Origin of the sequence: Massilia sp. YIM B02763 (genome assembly GCF_030412015.1) — a bacterium.
Classification (GTDB): Bacteria; Pseudomonadota; Gammaproteobacteria; order Burkholderiales; family Burkholderiaceae_D; genus Telluria.
In genome coordinates, this window is record NZ_JASNRD010000026.1 from 25,753 (window position 1) to 40,026 (window position 14,274).

A 14,274-nucleotide genomic window follows, 5' to 3' on the forward strand; every position below is an offset into this window, starting at 1 on the left:
ATAGTGCCGCCTCTCGGGCGGTACTCTAGTCATGAGCATTTACGAATTTCAACTCAATCAACAGTACAGGCGCAGCGAAATCCGAGCCGTTCTCGGATTAGATCCAAAATCGAAGGGCGGCTCGATAGATACAGGCTACGTGCAGCAGAACGGGGCGGATTTAGTGTTTTGTAGTGTGGGGGGAGCCAGTCGCACAGGTCATAATTACGGCAACTATTTCGAAGACGGAGATTTGATCTGGCGAGGAAAGACCAATAGTCGCATTCATCACCCCACTATCAAAAGAATGTCAGACCCTGGTGCGGAAGTTCATGTTTTTTGGCGCGTAGGAGATCGCGATCCATTTACCTATGCCGGGATGGGAAAAGCGGTTGCGATATGGGACGAATCGCCGGTCAGAATTCGATGGCGGTTCGATTCGAGCACTAGACCTGTCGAACTGAATCGCAGCGCAGAGCGACTGCCTGCCAGGCAGTTAAACAAGATCAGCGACGACAACGTTAGGCAAGCAGTTCGGATGCTCCTCGATGGTTATAATGAACATGAGTTTGGTTCTTCAACCGATTACGACCTGATCGATTCGGATGGCAATAGGTTGCCGCCTAAAGCAGTCTTCGGTCTTGCAGCGAGGCTCGCCTTAGGATTCAATGTTAAACCCAAGCATTTCACGGCTGGCGAGAGCTCGCCTTGTTTTCGTATACTCCGAAGGGCCGGCTACCAAATTGTCCAAAAGGATGGGCAAGTTGCGCCAATACGTGAAATAACTGAATCCGACATGGAGTGGGCTGAGGGGCGGCCAAAGTTAATTACACATCTTGTGCGTGAAAGGGCTAAGGGGCTAGCGCAAGCAAAACGATCTCGCTTTAAACGAGATTATGGGAAGTTGTTTTGTGAACACTGCAAGCTTGACCCAGTTAAGTTTTACGGATCGGTTGATGGCGAGGCTTGCATTGAAGTCCATCACAGCGAAATTCATGTAAGCGAGATGAAGCACGGGCACAAGACCAGACTGGATTCTCTTCAGTGTCTTTGTGCGAATTGTCATCGCGTGGCCCACAGGCAGTTGAAGGAACGAGATACGACCTAGAGTCAAGGTCGGCTACCAGTTCAAAGGCGGGACTGATTCCTTCGCTGCGGCCGATCGCGTTGGCAGCCGTTCCAAGAAGGCCATGCTTTGAGCAACGAAATAGTTGATTACTGCATCCCATTCTTTTACACCAGGGCTAGGCAAGTTCACATTGAATTGCACCACGTCCGCAGATCCTGCCACAGAGCAGAAATTGAATCCGCCCCAACCATATTGGTCTTCGATTTGGAAGCTGAAATAGCTCATAATGGCACTCGATTCCGAATCTAACGACGAAACGCTATTTGGCCGACGCACCCGAAAGCAAATCTGATCGCCTCGACGCTCATATTCGAATGGAATCCTCTCCTGACGGCGGTGCAATAATGTTAGCAAACGGTTGATCCTGCCAAACCTGTGTGCGATATCACTAATGCTACGCGTCATGCACATAGATTTGCGCAGCAGTCTGTCACGTCGAACCCGTCGCCGTGCGTTCTTCTGGGGTGATGGCGGCAGAGCCACTCCCATTTTCAGTCCACCCAGTTCTGGCATGCTCGCACAGTAGATTTCTAGGTATTGCAGAGCAATCGAAAGGGCCGGCATTGCGCGAAGCTCAGTTTTGCCATCTCCCTCCATAACAGATACAGCAAACTGCGCCAGTAATGACAACAAACCGCCTTCTACCTGGCGAACGACTGCTACAGGCGCTTGCAGGCAATACGAAGCATCGTAGTCAACCGGGCCCCATATGCGCTGAAGGACTGCGATCCTGGCATGGATATCGTCTGCTTTACCAATCTTGATGTAATCTCTGCCGCGGAACACCAAGATGTAGAGATTACTCGTTTGCATTACTGCGTTCCTTTTTCAATAACTAGTTGAGGGCTTGTAGAATGTTGTGCGCTCGAACTCAACCGAGATGACGCCAGTCTGATGTCAAATATGACTCACATGGTCTAAGGGCGAGTTTGGGAAATATTGAAGAGTTTTTAGGGGGCTCTTGGGAGAGCAAGTATGCCTAATAGCGGGGGCATTTACATGAATCCCCCACCCAGAGCCTTACGAAAAAACTGGGCTTGAACATGCCAAACCCTCTCTTTTCAATTAGCGGGTTGCGTGGGAATATACTCGATCTCTCTCGAAGGCAACCATCTGGCGTCTTTGTTCGAGACTAAGTTCGCGCACGTGTGCCCGAGCGGCGATACGTCGATACTCGGCTTCGCGGTGCAGCCGAAAAATATCGAAGAATCCATCGCCAGGCATATGACTGCCGGATTTCGCGAGAACTGCCGAATAGATTGCTGTGCTCCAGTCTGCAATCTGGACACAAGCGGCCTCGAGTGTGTCATACACATCGTGTGGCGCTACGTCCTCATCAAATAGCCAAAAGATTTGAGGAAACGATACTGTCGTGCGATGAATTGCAGCATCTTGCAGCAACTCTCGTATGACCGTAACTTGTTCTTGGATTACCATTTGGCGACCTATGAAATATTGAGGGATGCACGTTAGTCAACAGTGCTATTTCTTCATATGGGATTTCCATGTGGAAAAACAAGATCTAAAAATGCATCTATAACTGAGCTTACCTGAGAAACGCTGGCACATTCCTGTTGTCGACAACTGCGAACTACCAAATCGCTTCTAGGTTTCAAATTTAGCCGTTTGATACAGACAGGTTGAAACCGGACCTAACGGGCAACTCGTCCAGGAACAGTACGCCGTGGTGCGCCAGCGAGACCTCCCCGGGGCGCGGCACGGTACCCCCGCCGACCAGCGCCACGCCGGAACTCGTGTGGTGCGGACTGCGAAAGGGCCGCCGCCGCCAGCGCTCGATCGCGAAGCCGCCGGCCAGCGACTGGATGGCGGCCGATTCCAGCGCCTCGTCTTCCGACAGCGGCGGCAGCAAGCCGGGAAACCGCGCCGCCAGCATGCTCTTGCCGGCGCCGGGCGGCCCGATCAGCAGGGCCGAATGCAGCCCCGCGGCCGCCACCTCGAGCGCGCGCTTGACCTGCTGCTGGCCCTTGACGTCGGCAAAGTCCGGATACAGCGGCGGCTGGTCCGGCAACACGGGGCGGTAGCGCGGCAGGCGCCCATCCTCGTCGCGGGCGGCGAAGTGCGCGCACACCTCCAGCAGCGTACCGGCCGGATGGATGACGGCATCCTGCACCAGCGCCGCCTCGTCCGCATTCGCCGCCGGCAGCACGAAGCGGCGCACGGGTTCTCCCTCCGCGCGCCGGCGCTGCATCGCGAAACTCATCGCCAGCGCGCCGCGCACGGGGCGCAGGCTGCCCGACAGCGACAGCTCGCCGGCGAACTCGTAGCCATCCAGCTCGCGGGCAGGGATCTGCTCGGAAGCCGCCAGGATGCCGAGCGCGATCGGCAAATCGAAGCGGCCCGATTCCTTCGGCAGCTCGGCCGGCGCCAGGTTCACGGTAATCCTCCGGTTCGGCACCTCGAAGCCGGAATTTTGCAGCGCCGCGCGCACGCGGTCCTTCGCTTCGCGCACCTCGGCATCGGGCAGGCCGACGATATGCATCGCCGGCAGCCCGTTGGCCAGGTGGACTTCGACGCTGACGGCGGGGGCATCCATGCCCGCCAGGGCGCGGCTGCGGAGGACGGCGAGGCTCATGGGATTCCTGTGAATGCGGGACCCGCACGATAGTGCACGCTTGCGCCGGGCGCGGCTTTGAGCGCTGTTAATCGTGCAGGGCGGCCGCCGGCCTTTCCGCCCTCGGACGGGGGCGCCAGCCATCCTCGCGCGGGTCGGGAAACTTGCCGATCATGAAGTCGATGAAGGTCCGCAGCCGGGCCGGCACCTGGCGCCGGCTGGGATAGGCCATGACCACGTCGAGTTCGCCCAGGAAGTGGTCGGGCAGCAGGCGCACGAGGCGGCCGCTTTCCAGGTCGCCGTTCAGCGTGAACGAGGTGCGCAGCAGCAGGCCGGCGCCGTCCAGCGCGCAGGCGCGCAGCAGGTCGCCGCTGTTCGAGACGACGCGGCTGCCGACGGGGATCCGGTAGCGCTCCTTGCCGCCCTGCGCGAAGACCCAGGCATGCCGCAGTTCCTTGTGCGAGAAGTTCAGGCACACGTGCTGCGCCAGCTCCTCCGGCGTGCGCGGGGCGCCATGGCGCCGCACGTAGTCGGGCGAGGCGCACACGACGACCTCGGACACGCCGAGCTGGCGCACGACCATGGACGCATCGAACGGCTGGAAGTTGGTGAAGATGCCCACGTCATAGCCGTCGCGCACGATGTCCACCTCGTGGTCCGAGACCGTCACTTCGAGCCGGATGCCGGATTGGCTGCGCAGGTATTCGGGAAGGATGCGGTTCAGTTCGGGCCCGAAACTGCTGGGCGCGAACAGCTTCAGCGTGCCGCGCGCCTGGGTGGTGTCGGCGCCGGCCAGCGCGCCCGCTTCGTCGAACGCGTCCAGGATCTGGCGCGCCTTTTCCAGGTAGGCCTTGCCGGTATCGGTGAGCGAGAGGCGGCGCGTGGTGCGGTTGATCAGCCGCGCGCCGAGATGCCGTTCCAGGTCGGCGACGTGGCGGCTGACGACCGCGTTCGACATGTTCAGCACCACGCCGGCACGGGCGAATCCGCCATGTTCGGCCACCCGGACGAATACCCTCAACGTTTGCAAGCGGTCCATCTGTCGGCTCCCGCGCCGGCGCCGCCGATGGAGGCATCGTGCAGGCGGGCGCAGCAGGGGATTCTACCCCCATTCGCCCACGCCGTCGCCGCCGGGCTAGTCGATCCTGGCGTTGCCGGAGGCCGACCAGTGCTTGTCGTCCACCGCGGCCCAGCCCGCGTCGCGGCCGTCGAGGCGGCGCATGCGCGACCCCGCGCGGCCGGCCACCAGTTCGGCGGGCGCGGGGCAGGCGAAGGTGGTGTCGACCACCGTGTATTCCGCGGCCAGCCGGCCCACCGGCTGGATCGCCGCCGTGTCGACCCTGCCGTTCGGATGCCACAGGTCGTCGCGGACGTGGAAGCGGAGCACCTCGCCGATGACGACGTGGTCGCCGACCTCGCCCAGGCCGACGATGCGCTTGACCCGGCATTCCATCGCCACCGGCGCGCCGGCCACGCGGGGCGGGCGGATCAGGTCGCACGGCTGGCGCTCCAGTCCCGTCACGGCGAATTCGTCCACGTCGGCGGGATGGTCCACGGCGCTCAGGTGCATCTCGTTGACCTGGGCGAGCGACACGATGTGCACGGCGAATTCCCCCGTCTCGCGCATGTTCGCCAGCGTGTCCTTGGGCGTCGCCAGGTCCGCGCGCGGCTGGATCGTCAGGCTCACCATCGGCGGCTTGCGCGCCACCACCGTGAAGAACGAGAACGGCGCCAGGTTCGGCACGCCGGCCGCCGATACCGTCGATACCCAGCCGATCGGCCGTGGCAGCACCGTGCCGATGAGGATCTTGTAGAGCGCCGGGGCGCCGAGTTGCTGCGGGTCGATGATCAAGTCGTTCTCCTGTCTGTCGGGGGAGAAGGGCGGGCGCCCTGGTCTTGCCAGTGTAGGCAGGCCGGCGCCGCGGATAAACGCCGCCGGCGGCACGACAGCATGTACGCGTGCGTAACAATCGGCGCCCGTGCGGCCGGGCGATTGTTCCGGTTGCCGCAATGCTCCGTTGCCGGCCCCGTACTGTGCCCGCGCACTGGCGCTGCCTACACTGTGTCCGGCACGTGGCGCACCGGCGCCGCCGCCGATCCACGGAGGATGTCCATGCACGTCAGGCACGCAATCGAATTCACCGGCGAACACGATGTCGCGCTGCGCGGCTGGCTGTTCGTCCCGGCCGGCACGGGGCCATGGCCCGCGATCTCGATGTGCCACGGCTTCGCCGCCGTCAAGGAGCATGGGCTCGAACGCTTCGCCCGCGCCTTCGCCGACGCCGGCTTCGTCGTGCTGGTCCACGACCATCGCAATTTCGGCGCCAGCGGCGGCCTGCCGCGGCACGACATCGATCCCGCCATGCAGCTGGCCGACTGGCGGCGCGCCCTGAGCTTCCTGGAAGGGCGGCCGGAAGTGGACGGCGGGCGCATCGGCATCTGGGGGACCAGCTACAGCGGCGGGCACGCGCTGGTGCTGGCGGCGGTCGACCGGCGCGTGCGCTGCGTCGTCGCACAGGTGCCCACGATCAGCGGCTACGAGCAAAGCCAGCGCCGCGTCGCCCCCGACGACATGCCGGCCTACCTGGACCTGCTGGCGGACGAGCTGCGCGCCGTGCACGCCGGCCAGGCGCCCCGTATGCAGGCCGTGGCCGGCGCCGACCCGGCGCAGCCGGCGGCCTACCGTTCGCGCGAGGCGATCGATTTCTACCTGCAGGATCTCGGCGGCGCCGACTGGAACAACACGGTCACCGTGCGTTCCAGCGACCGCGCGCGCCAGTACGAGCCCGGCATCTGGGCCGCGCGCATCGCGCCGACGCCGCTCCTGATGATCGTCGCCGACGAGGACCGCGTGACCCTCGCCGACCTCGAACTGCAGGCCTACGAGGCGGCGCTGCAGCCCAAGCGCCTCGTCCTGCTGCGCGGCGGCCACTTCACCCCGTACGACACGCATTTCCCGATTGCCTGCGGCGCCGCCTGCGAATGGTTCGCCGCGCACCTGGGCGCCGAATGAGCGCTGCCATGTCCACCGAAGGAGAAGCCATGCCCGTATTTCACTTCCACGTCCCGCGCGGATTCGACGTCGAGCGCAAGCACCGCATCGCCGATGCCGCCAACCAGTCGCTGGTCGACGCCCTCGGCATTCCCGAAGGCGACCGCTTCGTCACCATCACCGAGCACGGCCCGGGCGAGCTGCACATCCATCCGACCTTCATGGGCATGCAGCGCAGCGAAGGCGCCGTCATCGTCGATATCCTGATGGGCGCGCACCGGCCCCTCGAGCAGAAAAAGCAGCTGTTCGCGACGCTGGCGGCGCTGCTGGAGCAACAGGCCGGCATCCGCCCGGACGACTTGTTCATCGCCGCGATCCCCGTCCCGAACGAGAACTTCTCGTTCGGGCGCGGCCTGGCCCAGCTGGCCGAGGGCGCTCCCAAATGGTAAGCCGCAGCCGGCGCGCGCCGGCCCTTTCCGGAGAATCGCCATGAGCAATGCACCGATCGTCGAAGCCTGCAGGCTCGCCTACTCGGGCTTCGAACGCAACCGCCGCGACGCCCTGGCTTCCTTCCTGCACCGCGACGTGGTCTTCGAATTTCCCGAGTCGCTGCCGTACGGCGGGCGCTACGAAGGCATCGAGGAGTTCCGGGCGTGGTGGACCGTGCTGTACGCCGAGTACTACGACTACTTCCACTACGATGCCCATGCCGTCATCGACGGCGGCGACCATGTCGCGGTGCCCGTCACCGCGCGGGCACAAGCCCGCAACGGCGCGCAGATGGAGAACGAGCACCTGTTCCTGTTCCGCATCGAGGACGGCATGATCGTCCACGGCAGGATCTACGCCGACACCGCCAAGGGCCGCGACGTGCTGGCCGGACAGGCGCCGCGCCGCTACCCGAAGCTGGACGTGATCGCCGCGGCGCGTGTCCGCGAGGCGGGCCTTCCCGGGTGAACGGGGCACGCGGGGTCACGGCCTGGCGCGCGCTCTGGTAATGTAGCGGATTCGGCGCCTGCCGACCGTCACCGCGACCTGTACCGTCACCCATGCACCGCATCGTCCTCGCCGTCCTCGGCATCGCCATCCTGTTCGTCCTGCTGTGCGGCCCGGCATGGTATGTCGCCCTGCGCCTGTGGCGGCGCGGCGACCTCGAGGCGTTCCGTCCCCTGCGCGCCGTGTGGGTGACGCAGGCGGTGCTGGCCTGCGGCCTGCTGTTCGGCGCCGATTCCCTCACGCTGGCCAATCCCGCCGCCTGGATGGTCGGCATCTTCGTCGGCGTCAGCCTGGGCGGGGCGGGGCTGTTCGGCGGCTGGCGCCTGTTACGGTTTCGCTAGTCCGCGCAGGGCCGCATCCAGCACCGCGCGCACGCGCGGCGAGCGTTTTATGTCCTTGTGGTAGCCGGCCCAGACGGTGCGTCCCGGCGGCGCTTCTCCCAGGTCGAGCAGGGCCACGTTCGCCGTCGCATCGCCCACGCAGCGCGGCAGCACGGCGATGCCGGCGCCGGCCGCGCACAGCCTGGCCTGCACGTCGCGGCTGTTGGCGCGCAGGCCGATCGCGGCGGCGGGCAGGCGGCCCGTCAGCCAGGACACGTCGGCCAGCGTGCCGAAGCCCGTGTCCATCGTGATCAGGGTGTGGCCCTTGCCGCCGCCCTCACCATCACCATCGCCATCGCCATCGCCATCGCCATCGCCATCGCCGCCGCGCGGCAGCCCGCAGCGCTCCAGGTAGGCATGGCTCGCGTAGGCGCCGAAGTCCAGCGCCACGGCGCGTACCTGCACCACGTCCGGTTCCTCGAATTCGCGGAAGCGAAAGCTCAGGTCGGCCTCGCGCCGGGCCAGGCTGACGAGGCGCGTTTCCGTGACCAGTTCGATCGCCAGGCAGGGATAGTCGATGCGCACGCCGGCCAGGATCGGCGCCAGCAGGTGGGCGCCGAACCATTCCGTCGTCGACACGCGCACCAGGCCCTCCAGTTCCGACTCGCCGGCCAGCTTGCGCTCGACGGCCGTCGCCTGTTCTTCCATCTGCTCGATGTTCGCCAGCACCGACTGGCCTTCGTTCGTGAGCACGTAGCCATCCGCGGTGCGCTGGAACAGGGGACGCGCGAGCGCTTCTTCCAGCGTCTGCAGGCGCCGGCCCATCGTCGGCTGCGACAGGCCCAGGCGGCGCGCCGCCTCGCTCAGCGTGCCGTGGCGCGCGATGGCAAGGAAGACACGGTAATCGTTCCAATCAGCGTTCATTCAAAAGTGAATCCAGGTTATGCAAAATGGAGGCTTTTCATTCAAAAAAGCATGGCGTAAGCTGATTCTATCGATCAATACCAGGAGCGTCCACCATGTCCACACCTTCCATGCTCGCCACCGCCGCGCTGTCGGCTGCCGCCATCGCCGGCAGCGCCGCCGCGGCCCCCGTCCTCAAGGTCGAAGCGGCCAGCGACACGATGATCTGGAATGCCGTCGCCGTCGACGGCAAGCGCGTCTTCGTCGCCGGCCCGCGCTGGACCGGCTCGCAAGGCCCGGCCCTCGGCCTGGTCGGCAAGGACGGCAAGCCGGTGCCCTATCCGGACGCGGCCTGGAACGGCTGGAAGGAAGGCGGCGACAACAGCCACGCCTTCGTCAACGTGAATGCGATCCACCTCGACGGCCGCGGCAGCCTGTGGGTCATCGACACCGGCTCGCCCCAGTTCGGCGGCGACCCGCTGCCGGGCGGCGCCAAGGCCGTGCAGATCGACTTGAAGACCAACCGCGTCGTGCGCACGGTTTCCTTCGGCCCCGACGTGGCGCTGCCGGGCAGCTATGTCGACGACATCCGCTTCAACGGCCGCCATGCCTATCTCACCGATGCCGGCAAGCCGGGCCTGATCGTCGTCGACCTGGACACCGGCAAGTCGCGCCGCGTGCTCGACAACCATCCGTCCGTGGTGGCGCCCAAGACCCGCCCGATCGACGTCGCCGGCACCATCGTGCGCGGCGCCGACGGCGAGCCGCTGGCCGTGAACGTCGACCCGTTCGAGCTCAGCCCCGACCGCAAGACGCTGTATTACGGCCCGCTGACCGGCCCCTGGTCGCAGGTACCGACCCAGCTGCTCGACGATCCGTCCACGGCCGCGACGCTGGCCACCGCCGTCAAGCCCTGGGCCGACCTGCCGCCGATCGGCGGCTCCGTGCTCGATGCGAAGGGCAACCTGTTCTATACCGAGCTGCGCACCAGCAGCCTGGTGAAGCGCGCGCCGGACGGCAAGGTCACGACCGTGCTGAGCGATCCGCGCCTGCACTGGGTCGATGCCCCCACCATCGCGAACGGCCGCATCTGGCTGCCCGTGCCCCAGATGGACCGCGTGCCCGTGTTCAACGGCGGCACCTCGAAGGTGCAGCAGCCCGTCACCCTGTACAGCATCGACATGAAGGAGATCAAGTAATGACTACCCGTACCGACCAGCCGATCCGCCTCGGCTACATCGACCTGTCCTTCCACCTGGCCAGCGCCGGCGTCGTGAAGGAAATCCTGGAGCGCCACGGCCACACGGTGGAACTGCGCGCGGCGCCGCACGAAGCCATGTTCCAGCTGCTGCACGCGAAGGAAGTGGACATCGTCTCGTCGGCCTGGCTGCCGGCCAGCCACGGCGGCTACCTGGCGCCGTCGCTCGACGAAGTGGAAAAACTGACGGTGCTGTACGAGCCGTACTGCCTGTGGGGCGTGCCCGACTACGTGCCGGCCGACGTGCTGGCCTCGGTCGACGACCTGAAGAAGCCTGAGGTGCTGGACAAGATGGACCGGGTCATCGACGGCATCAATCCCGGTGCCGGCATCAGCCGCTTCTCGACGGCGATGATCGACGCCTACGGCCTGCGCGAGTTCGGCTACCGCTTCGAGCCGGGCAGCGAGGCGACGGCGTTCGCCAAGTTCGAGCGCGCCGTCGCCGACAAGCGCTGGCTGGTGCTGCCGCTGTGGAGCCCGCAGTACCTGCACCACGACTACCGCATCCGCTCCCTGGTCGAGCCGAAGGGCTTGCTGGGCGGCCAGGACCAGGCGACGCTGGTGGCGCGCAAGACGGTGCTGCCGAACATCGCGCCGGCCGCGCTGGAGGAACTGCGGGGACTGTACCTGGGGAACGACGTGGTCACGGACCTGGAACATGCGATCCGCGTGGAAGGATTGAGCGCGCAGGACGCGGCGCGGCGCTGGCTCGCGACCCAAGGCGCGACGGCCTGATACGCCATGGTGGGCATGTGATGCCCACCCCACGCCATGGATCCGTATGGTGGGCGCGCATGCACGCCATACGTAGGGTGGGCACCACGTGCCCACCGCGTTGCCACCCCGCCGATCAGATCTTGGTGGTCTCCGACGCCGCCAATTTCGCCTCCAGCGCCGCCACGCGCGCTTCCAGCGCCTCGAGCTTGGCACGGGTCTTGGCCAGCACCTGGGCCTGGATGTCGAACTCCTCCCGCGTGACCAGGTCCAGCTTCGAGAAGCCCTGGGTCATCATGGCCTTGACGTTGCGTTCGATGTCCTTGGCCGGGGAATTCTCGATTGCCTGGTTGAGCTTGCCTTGCAAGTCGTTGAAGAAGTTATTCATTTCACAGTGTTCCTGGTAATAGGCGCCGCACCACGATGGTGCGCATGATCCTGAAATAGTGCGTGCACCGCAATGGCGCAGGCGTCAAGACAGGTATTGCTTTTTTTTAACCCCATGTTGCGATGGAATACCCTGAAAACAAGGGGATATTCCTTGCACCGTGGGTTGGCACGCATCCTGCTAAAGCATACCTAAAACATAAGAATCCCAACAAACTGTTGCGCACAAGGCGGCGGTTTCAGGCGCTTCCGATTTGACAGGATCGCGAACACGGATTGTAAACCGCATCACCAGCACATGACCAACAACTAGGGGAGAAGTCGTATGACGCATGACGGCACGCATTACCGCAATACGTGGGCCCAGGTTGCATTACTGGCAGCGACCGTGTTCGCCACCGAGATCGCAACCGCGCAGGAACAGCAACCGGAACACACGGTCACCTACAACGCCGCCATCAGCAGCGACTACCGCTACCGCGGCCTGTCGCAGTCGCGCCTGGACCCGGCCGTCTCCGGCGGGGCCGACTACACGCATAACCCGACCGGCCTGTACGTCGGCACCTGGCTATCCTCGATCAAGTGGACGAAGGACCTGGGCGGCGACGGCAACGTCGAGTGGGACATCTACGGCGGCAAGCGCGGCAACATCAGCGACGCCATCACCTATGACGTGGGCGGCCTCTACTATTTCTACCCGGACAACGGCCTGAAGCCGAATGCCAACACCTTCGAACTGTACGGCCAGCTCGGCTACGGCCCGGCCTACATCAAGTATTCGCATTCCCTGACCAATCTGTTCGGCACCGCCGACAGCAAGCAGAGCGGCTACCTCGACGTCGGCGCCAACATCGACGTCACCAACGGCTTCGTCGTGAACGTGCACGTCGGGCGCCAGCGCCTGCGCCACAACGGTTCGCTTTCCTACACTGACTACAAGATCGGCGTCACCAAGGACCTGGGCATCTGCTCGGTCGCCCTCGCATGGGTGAAAGCCGACACCAGTGCCTACCTGAGTCCGTCGGCCGAGAACCTGGGCAAGTCCGCGGCCCTGCTCACTGTTTCAAAAACTTTCTGAAGAGGCAATAGCATGAAAATGATCACCGCCATCATCAAACCCTTCAAGCTCGACGAGGTCCGCGAGGCCCTGTCGGAGATCAACGTGCAGGGCATCACGGTGACCGAAGTGAAGGGATTCGGCCGCCAGAAGGGCCACACCGAGCTGTATCGCGGTGCGGAATACGTGGTCGATTTCTTGCCGAAAACCAAGATTGAGGCGGCAGTCGACGATGCCATCGTCGACCAGGTGATCGATACGATTCAGAGCGCGGCACGCACCGGCAAAATCGGTGACGGCAAAATTTTCGTCTCCAATCTGGAGCAGGTAATCCGTATCCGTACCGGCGAAACCGGCAACGATGCGCTGTAAGGGGAAACCATGATCCGTACTATTACTAAATTGATCGCAGGCGTGTCCGTCGCCGTGGCGCTGGGCCTGTCGGGCCCGGTCCTCGCGCAGGATGCATCCACTTCCGTGGCCCCGGCCACCGCCACGGCCGACGCGCCCGCCGCGGCACCGGCCGCAGCACCGGTCGCAGCTGCACCCGCTGCCGCCGCGGCACCGGCCGCCGCCGAAGCGGCCCCGGCCGCACCGACGGCCCAGAAGGGCGACACCGCCTGGATGTTCGTCGCCACCCTGCTGGTGATCATGATGACGATCCCGGGCCTGGCCCTGTTCTACGGCGGCCTGGTGCGTTCGAAGAACATGCTGTCCGTGCTGATGCAGGTGTTCATGACGTTCGCCGTCATCATCGTCCTGTGGTGCATCTACGGCTACTCGCTCGCCTTCACGGAAAACAATGCCTTCATCGGCGGCCTCGACCGCGCCTTCCTGAAGGGCATCTGGGATCCGGTCAAGGGCAGCTTCGCCGCCGCCGCCACCTTCAGCAAGGGCGTCGTCATCCCCGAATTCATCTTCGTGGCCTTCCAGGGCACCTTCGCCGCCATCACCTGCGGCCTGATCGTCGGCGCCTTCGCCGAACGCGTGCGCTTCTCGGCCGTGCTGCTGTTCATGGTCCTGTGGTTCACCTTCGGCTACCTGCCGGTCGCCCACATGGTCTGGTTCTGGACCGGTCCGGACGCCATCACGGCCGCTTCGCTGGCCACCGAAACCGCCAAGGGCGGCTGGCTGTGGCAGAAGGGCGCGCTGGATACCGCCGGCGGCACCGTGGTCCACATCAATGCCGCCGTCGCCGGCCTGGTCGGCGCGATCCTGATCGGCAAGCGCGTCGGCTACGGCCGCGAATCGATGGCCCCGCACTCGCTGACCATGACCATGATCGGCGCCTCGCTGCTGTGGGTGGGCTGGTTCGGCTTCAACGCCGGTTCGGCGCTGGAAGCGGGCGACATCGCCGCGCTGGCCTTCATCAACACCCTGCTGGCCACCGCCGCCGCCACCGTGTCGTGGGTCTTCGGCGAATGGATCACCAAGGGCAAGCCGTCGATGCTGGGCGGCGCCTCGGGCGCGGTGGCCGGGCTGGTCGCCATTACCCCGGCCTGCGGCTTCGTCGGTCCGATGGGCGCGCTGATCATCGGCCTGGTGGCCGGCCTGGTCTGCCTGTGGGGCGTGAACGGCCTGAAACGCCTGATCGGCGCAGACGACTCGCTCGACGTGTTCGGCGTGCACGGCGTGGGCGGCATCCTGGGTGCGCTGCTGACCGGCGTGTTCGCCGCGCCGCAGCTGGGCGGCCAGGGCATCTTCGACTACACCACCAACAAGCTGTCGGCCGATCCGTACTCGATCGCCAGCCAGGTGCTGGTCCAGGCGGAAGCCGTCGGCACCACCATCGTCTGGTCGGCCGTCGTTGCCTTCATCGCCTACAAGATCGTCGACGTGGTCGTCGGCCTGCGCGTGCCGGAAGACCAGGAACGCGAAGGCCTGGACATCACCAGCCACGGCGAATCGGCGTATCACTCCTAAGTAATCTCCTGCGTCCATCGGCGCTTCCAGGGCGCCCGGGATCC

Annotated in this window: 16 protein-coding genes and 1 pseudogene; 10 read left to right on the forward strand and 7 right to left on the reverse strand. The window is 64.6% G+C overall.

The genetic code is table 11. From position 1 onward, the window contains the following. Window positions 1-31: 31 nt before the first annotated feature. Window positions 32-1,087 carry a hypothetical protein gene (locus tag QPK32_RS23380; RefSeq protein WP_290415184.1) on the forward strand — a complete coding sequence of 352 codons (1,056 nt, stop codon included), beginning with the start codon at window positions 32-34 and terminating at the stop codon, window positions 1,085-1,087. A 12-nt stretch (window positions 1,088-1,099) separates the two neighbouring features. Here the strand turns inward: QPK32_RS23380 and QPK32_RS23385 are convergent, their stop codons facing one another. The 5 genes and pseudogenes from QPK32_RS23385 to QPK32_RS23405 form a co-directional block, all read right to left on the reverse strand. Next, window positions 1,100-1,921 (reverse strand): hypothetical protein, encoded by an 822-nt coding sequence (locus QPK32_RS23385; protein WP_290415185.1) that lies wholly within the window; start codon window positions 1,919-1,921, stop codon window positions 1,100-1,102. A gap of 252 nt (window positions 1,922-2,173) precedes the next feature. Then, window positions 2,174-2,545, reverse strand: coding sequence for a hypothetical protein (locus QPK32_RS23390; protein ID WP_290415186.1), 372 nt, complete (start codon window positions 2,543-2,545; stop codon window positions 2,174-2,176). 220 nt (window positions 2,546-2,765) lie between these two features. After that, window positions 2,766-3,701, reverse strand: a pseudogene (locus QPK32_RS23395) (YifB family Mg chelatase-like AAA ATPase); the annotation flags it as partial. 67 nt (window positions 3,702-3,768) lie between these two features. After that, complete coding sequence (locus tag QPK32_RS23400) at window positions 3,769-4,719, reverse strand: LysR family transcriptional regulator (protein WP_290415187.1); 951 nt, start codon at window positions 4,717-4,719, stop codon at window positions 3,769-3,771. Window positions 4,720-4,815: 96 nt separating this feature from the next. Next, window positions 4,816-5,532, reverse strand: coding sequence for a flavin reductase family protein (locus tag QPK32_RS23405; protein ID WP_290415188.1), 717 nt, complete (start codon window positions 5,530-5,532; stop codon window positions 4,816-4,818). Window positions 5,533-5,793: 261 nt separating this feature from the next. Between QPK32_RS23405 and QPK32_RS23410 the strand changes: the two genes are divergently transcribed. The 4 genes from QPK32_RS23410 to QPK32_RS23425 all read left to right on the forward strand — a co-directional run bounded on the left by QPK32_RS23410 (window position 5,794) and on the right by QPK32_RS23425 (window position 8,009). Next, entirely contained in the window at window positions 5,794-6,693 is a 900-nt protein-coding gene (locus tag QPK32_RS23410) for an alpha/beta hydrolase (RefSeq protein WP_290415189.1), read from the forward strand. An 8-nt stretch (window positions 6,694-6,701) separates the two neighbouring features. After that, window positions 6,702-7,121 (forward strand): tautomerase family protein, encoded by a 420-nt coding sequence (locus QPK32_RS23415; RefSeq protein ID WP_290415190.1) that lies wholly within the window; start codon window positions 6,702-6,704, stop codon window positions 7,119-7,121. Between the two features lie 40 nt (window positions 7,122-7,161). Continuing rightward, window positions 7,162-7,629, forward strand: coding sequence for a nuclear transport factor 2 family protein (locus QPK32_RS23420; RefSeq protein WP_290415191.1), 468 nt, complete (start codon window positions 7,162-7,164; stop codon window positions 7,627-7,629). A 92-nt stretch (window positions 7,630-7,721) separates the two neighbouring features. Further along, entirely contained in the window at window positions 7,722-8,009 is a 288-nt protein-coding gene (locus tag QPK32_RS23425) for a hypothetical protein (protein WP_290415192.1), read from the forward strand. Here the strand turns inward: QPK32_RS23425 and QPK32_RS23430 are convergent. Next, a complete protein-coding gene (locus QPK32_RS23430; RefSeq protein WP_290415193.1) occupies window positions 7,995-8,912 on the reverse strand; it encodes a LysR family transcriptional regulator in 918 nt (305 codons plus the stop codon). The genes QPK32_RS23425 and QPK32_RS23430 overlap by 15 nt on opposite strands. 95 nt (window positions 8,913-9,007) lie before the next feature. Here QPK32_RS23430 and QPK32_RS23435 point away from each other — a divergent pair, with 95 nt between their 5' ends. After that, window positions 9,008-10,090, forward strand: a complete 1,083-nt coding sequence (locus QPK32_RS23435; RefSeq protein ID WP_290415194.1) for an L-dopachrome tautomerase-related protein — start codon at window positions 9,008-9,010, stop codon at window positions 10,088-10,090. Further along, entirely contained in the window at window positions 10,090-10,884 is a 795-nt protein-coding gene (locus tag QPK32_RS23440) for a glycine betaine ABC transporter substrate-binding protein (RefSeq protein ID WP_290415195.1), read from the forward strand. The genes QPK32_RS23435 and QPK32_RS23440 overlap by 1 nt, the downstream gene beginning before the upstream one ends. Before the next feature lie 115 nt (window positions 10,885-10,999). Here the strand turns inward: QPK32_RS23440 and QPK32_RS23445 are convergent, their stop codons facing one another. Next, entirely contained in the window at window positions 11,000-11,251 is a 252-nt protein-coding gene (locus tag QPK32_RS23445) for an accessory factor UbiK family protein (protein ID WP_290415196.1), read from the reverse strand. 324 nt (window positions 11,252-11,575) lie between these two features. On the opposite strand from QPK32_RS23445, the gene QPK32_RS23450 reads away from it, so the two are divergent. From QPK32_RS23450 to QPK32_RS23460, 3 genes are read left to right on the forward strand one after another with little or no spacing between them, the layout of a single operon-like run. After that, window positions 11,576-12,328: a TorF family putative porin gene (locus tag QPK32_RS23450; protein ID WP_290415197.1), complete on the forward strand. Its 753-nt coding sequence runs from the start codon at window positions 11,576-11,578 to the stop codon at window positions 12,326-12,328. Between the two features lie 12 nt (window positions 12,329-12,340). Next, a complete protein-coding gene (locus QPK32_RS23455) occupies window positions 12,341-12,679 on the forward strand; it encodes a P-II family nitrogen regulator (protein WP_141838913.1) in 339 nt (112 codons plus the stop codon). A 9-nt stretch (window positions 12,680-12,688) separates the two neighbouring features. Continuing rightward, window positions 12,689-14,230, forward strand: a complete 1,542-nt coding sequence (locus tag QPK32_RS23460) for an ammonium transporter (RefSeq protein WP_290415198.1) — start codon at window positions 12,689-12,691, stop codon at window positions 14,228-14,230. Window positions 14,231-14,274: the final 44 nt, after the last annotated feature.

Coding starts and splice junctions, on each gene's coding strand:
- QPK32_RS23380 (WP_290415184.1), top strand. CDS start 32: ATGAGCATTTACGAATTTCAACTCAATCAACAGTACAGGCGCAGCGAA.
- QPK32_RS23460 (WP_290415198.1), top strand. CDS start 12,689: ATGATCCGTACTATTACTAAATTGATCGCAGGCGTGTCCGTCGCCGTG.
- QPK32_RS23435 (WP_290415194.1), top strand. CDS start 9,008: ATGTCCACACCTTCCATGCTCGCCACCGCCGCGCTGTCGGCTGCCGCC.
- QPK32_RS23425 (WP_290415192.1), top strand. CDS start 7,722: ATGCACCGCATCGTCCTCGCCGTCCTCGGCATCGCCATCCTGTTCGTC.
- QPK32_RS23445 (WP_290415196.1), bottom strand. CDS start 11,251: ATGAATAACTTCTTCAACGACTTGCAAGGCAAGCTCAACCAGGCAATC.
- QPK32_RS23385 (WP_290415185.1), bottom strand. CDS start 1,921: ATGCAAACGAGTAATCTCTACATCTTGGTGTTCCGCGGCAGAGATTAC.
- QPK32_RS23430 (WP_290415193.1), bottom strand. CDS start 8,912: ATGAACGCTGATTGGAACGATTACCGTGTCTTCCTTGCCATCGCGCGC.
- QPK32_RS23400 (WP_290415187.1), bottom strand. CDS start 4,719: ATGGACCGCTTGCAAACGTTGAGGGTATTCGTCCGGGTGGCCGAACAT.
- QPK32_RS23420 (WP_290415191.1), top strand. CDS start 7,162: ATGAGCAATGCACCGATCGTCGAAGCCTGCAGGCTCGCCTACTCGGGC.
- QPK32_RS23450 (WP_290415197.1), top strand. CDS start 11,576: ATGACGCATGACGGCACGCATTACCGCAATACGTGGGCCCAGGTTGCA.
- QPK32_RS23390 (WP_290415186.1), bottom strand. CDS start 2,545: ATGGTAATCCAAGAACAAGTTACGGTCATACGAGAGTTGCTGCAAGAT.
- QPK32_RS23415 (WP_290415190.1), top strand. CDS start 6,702: ATGTCCACCGAAGGAGAAGCCATGCCCGTATTTCACTTCCACGTCCCG.
- QPK32_RS23455 (WP_141838913.1), top strand. CDS start 12,341: ATGAAAATGATCACCGCCATCATCAAACCCTTCAAGCTCGACGAGGTC.
- QPK32_RS23410 (WP_290415189.1), top strand. CDS start 5,794: ATGCACGTCAGGCACGCAATCGAATTCACCGGCGAACACGATGTCGCG.
- QPK32_RS23440 (WP_290415195.1), top strand. CDS start 10,090: ATGACTACCCGTACCGACCAGCCGATCCGCCTCGGCTACATCGACCTG.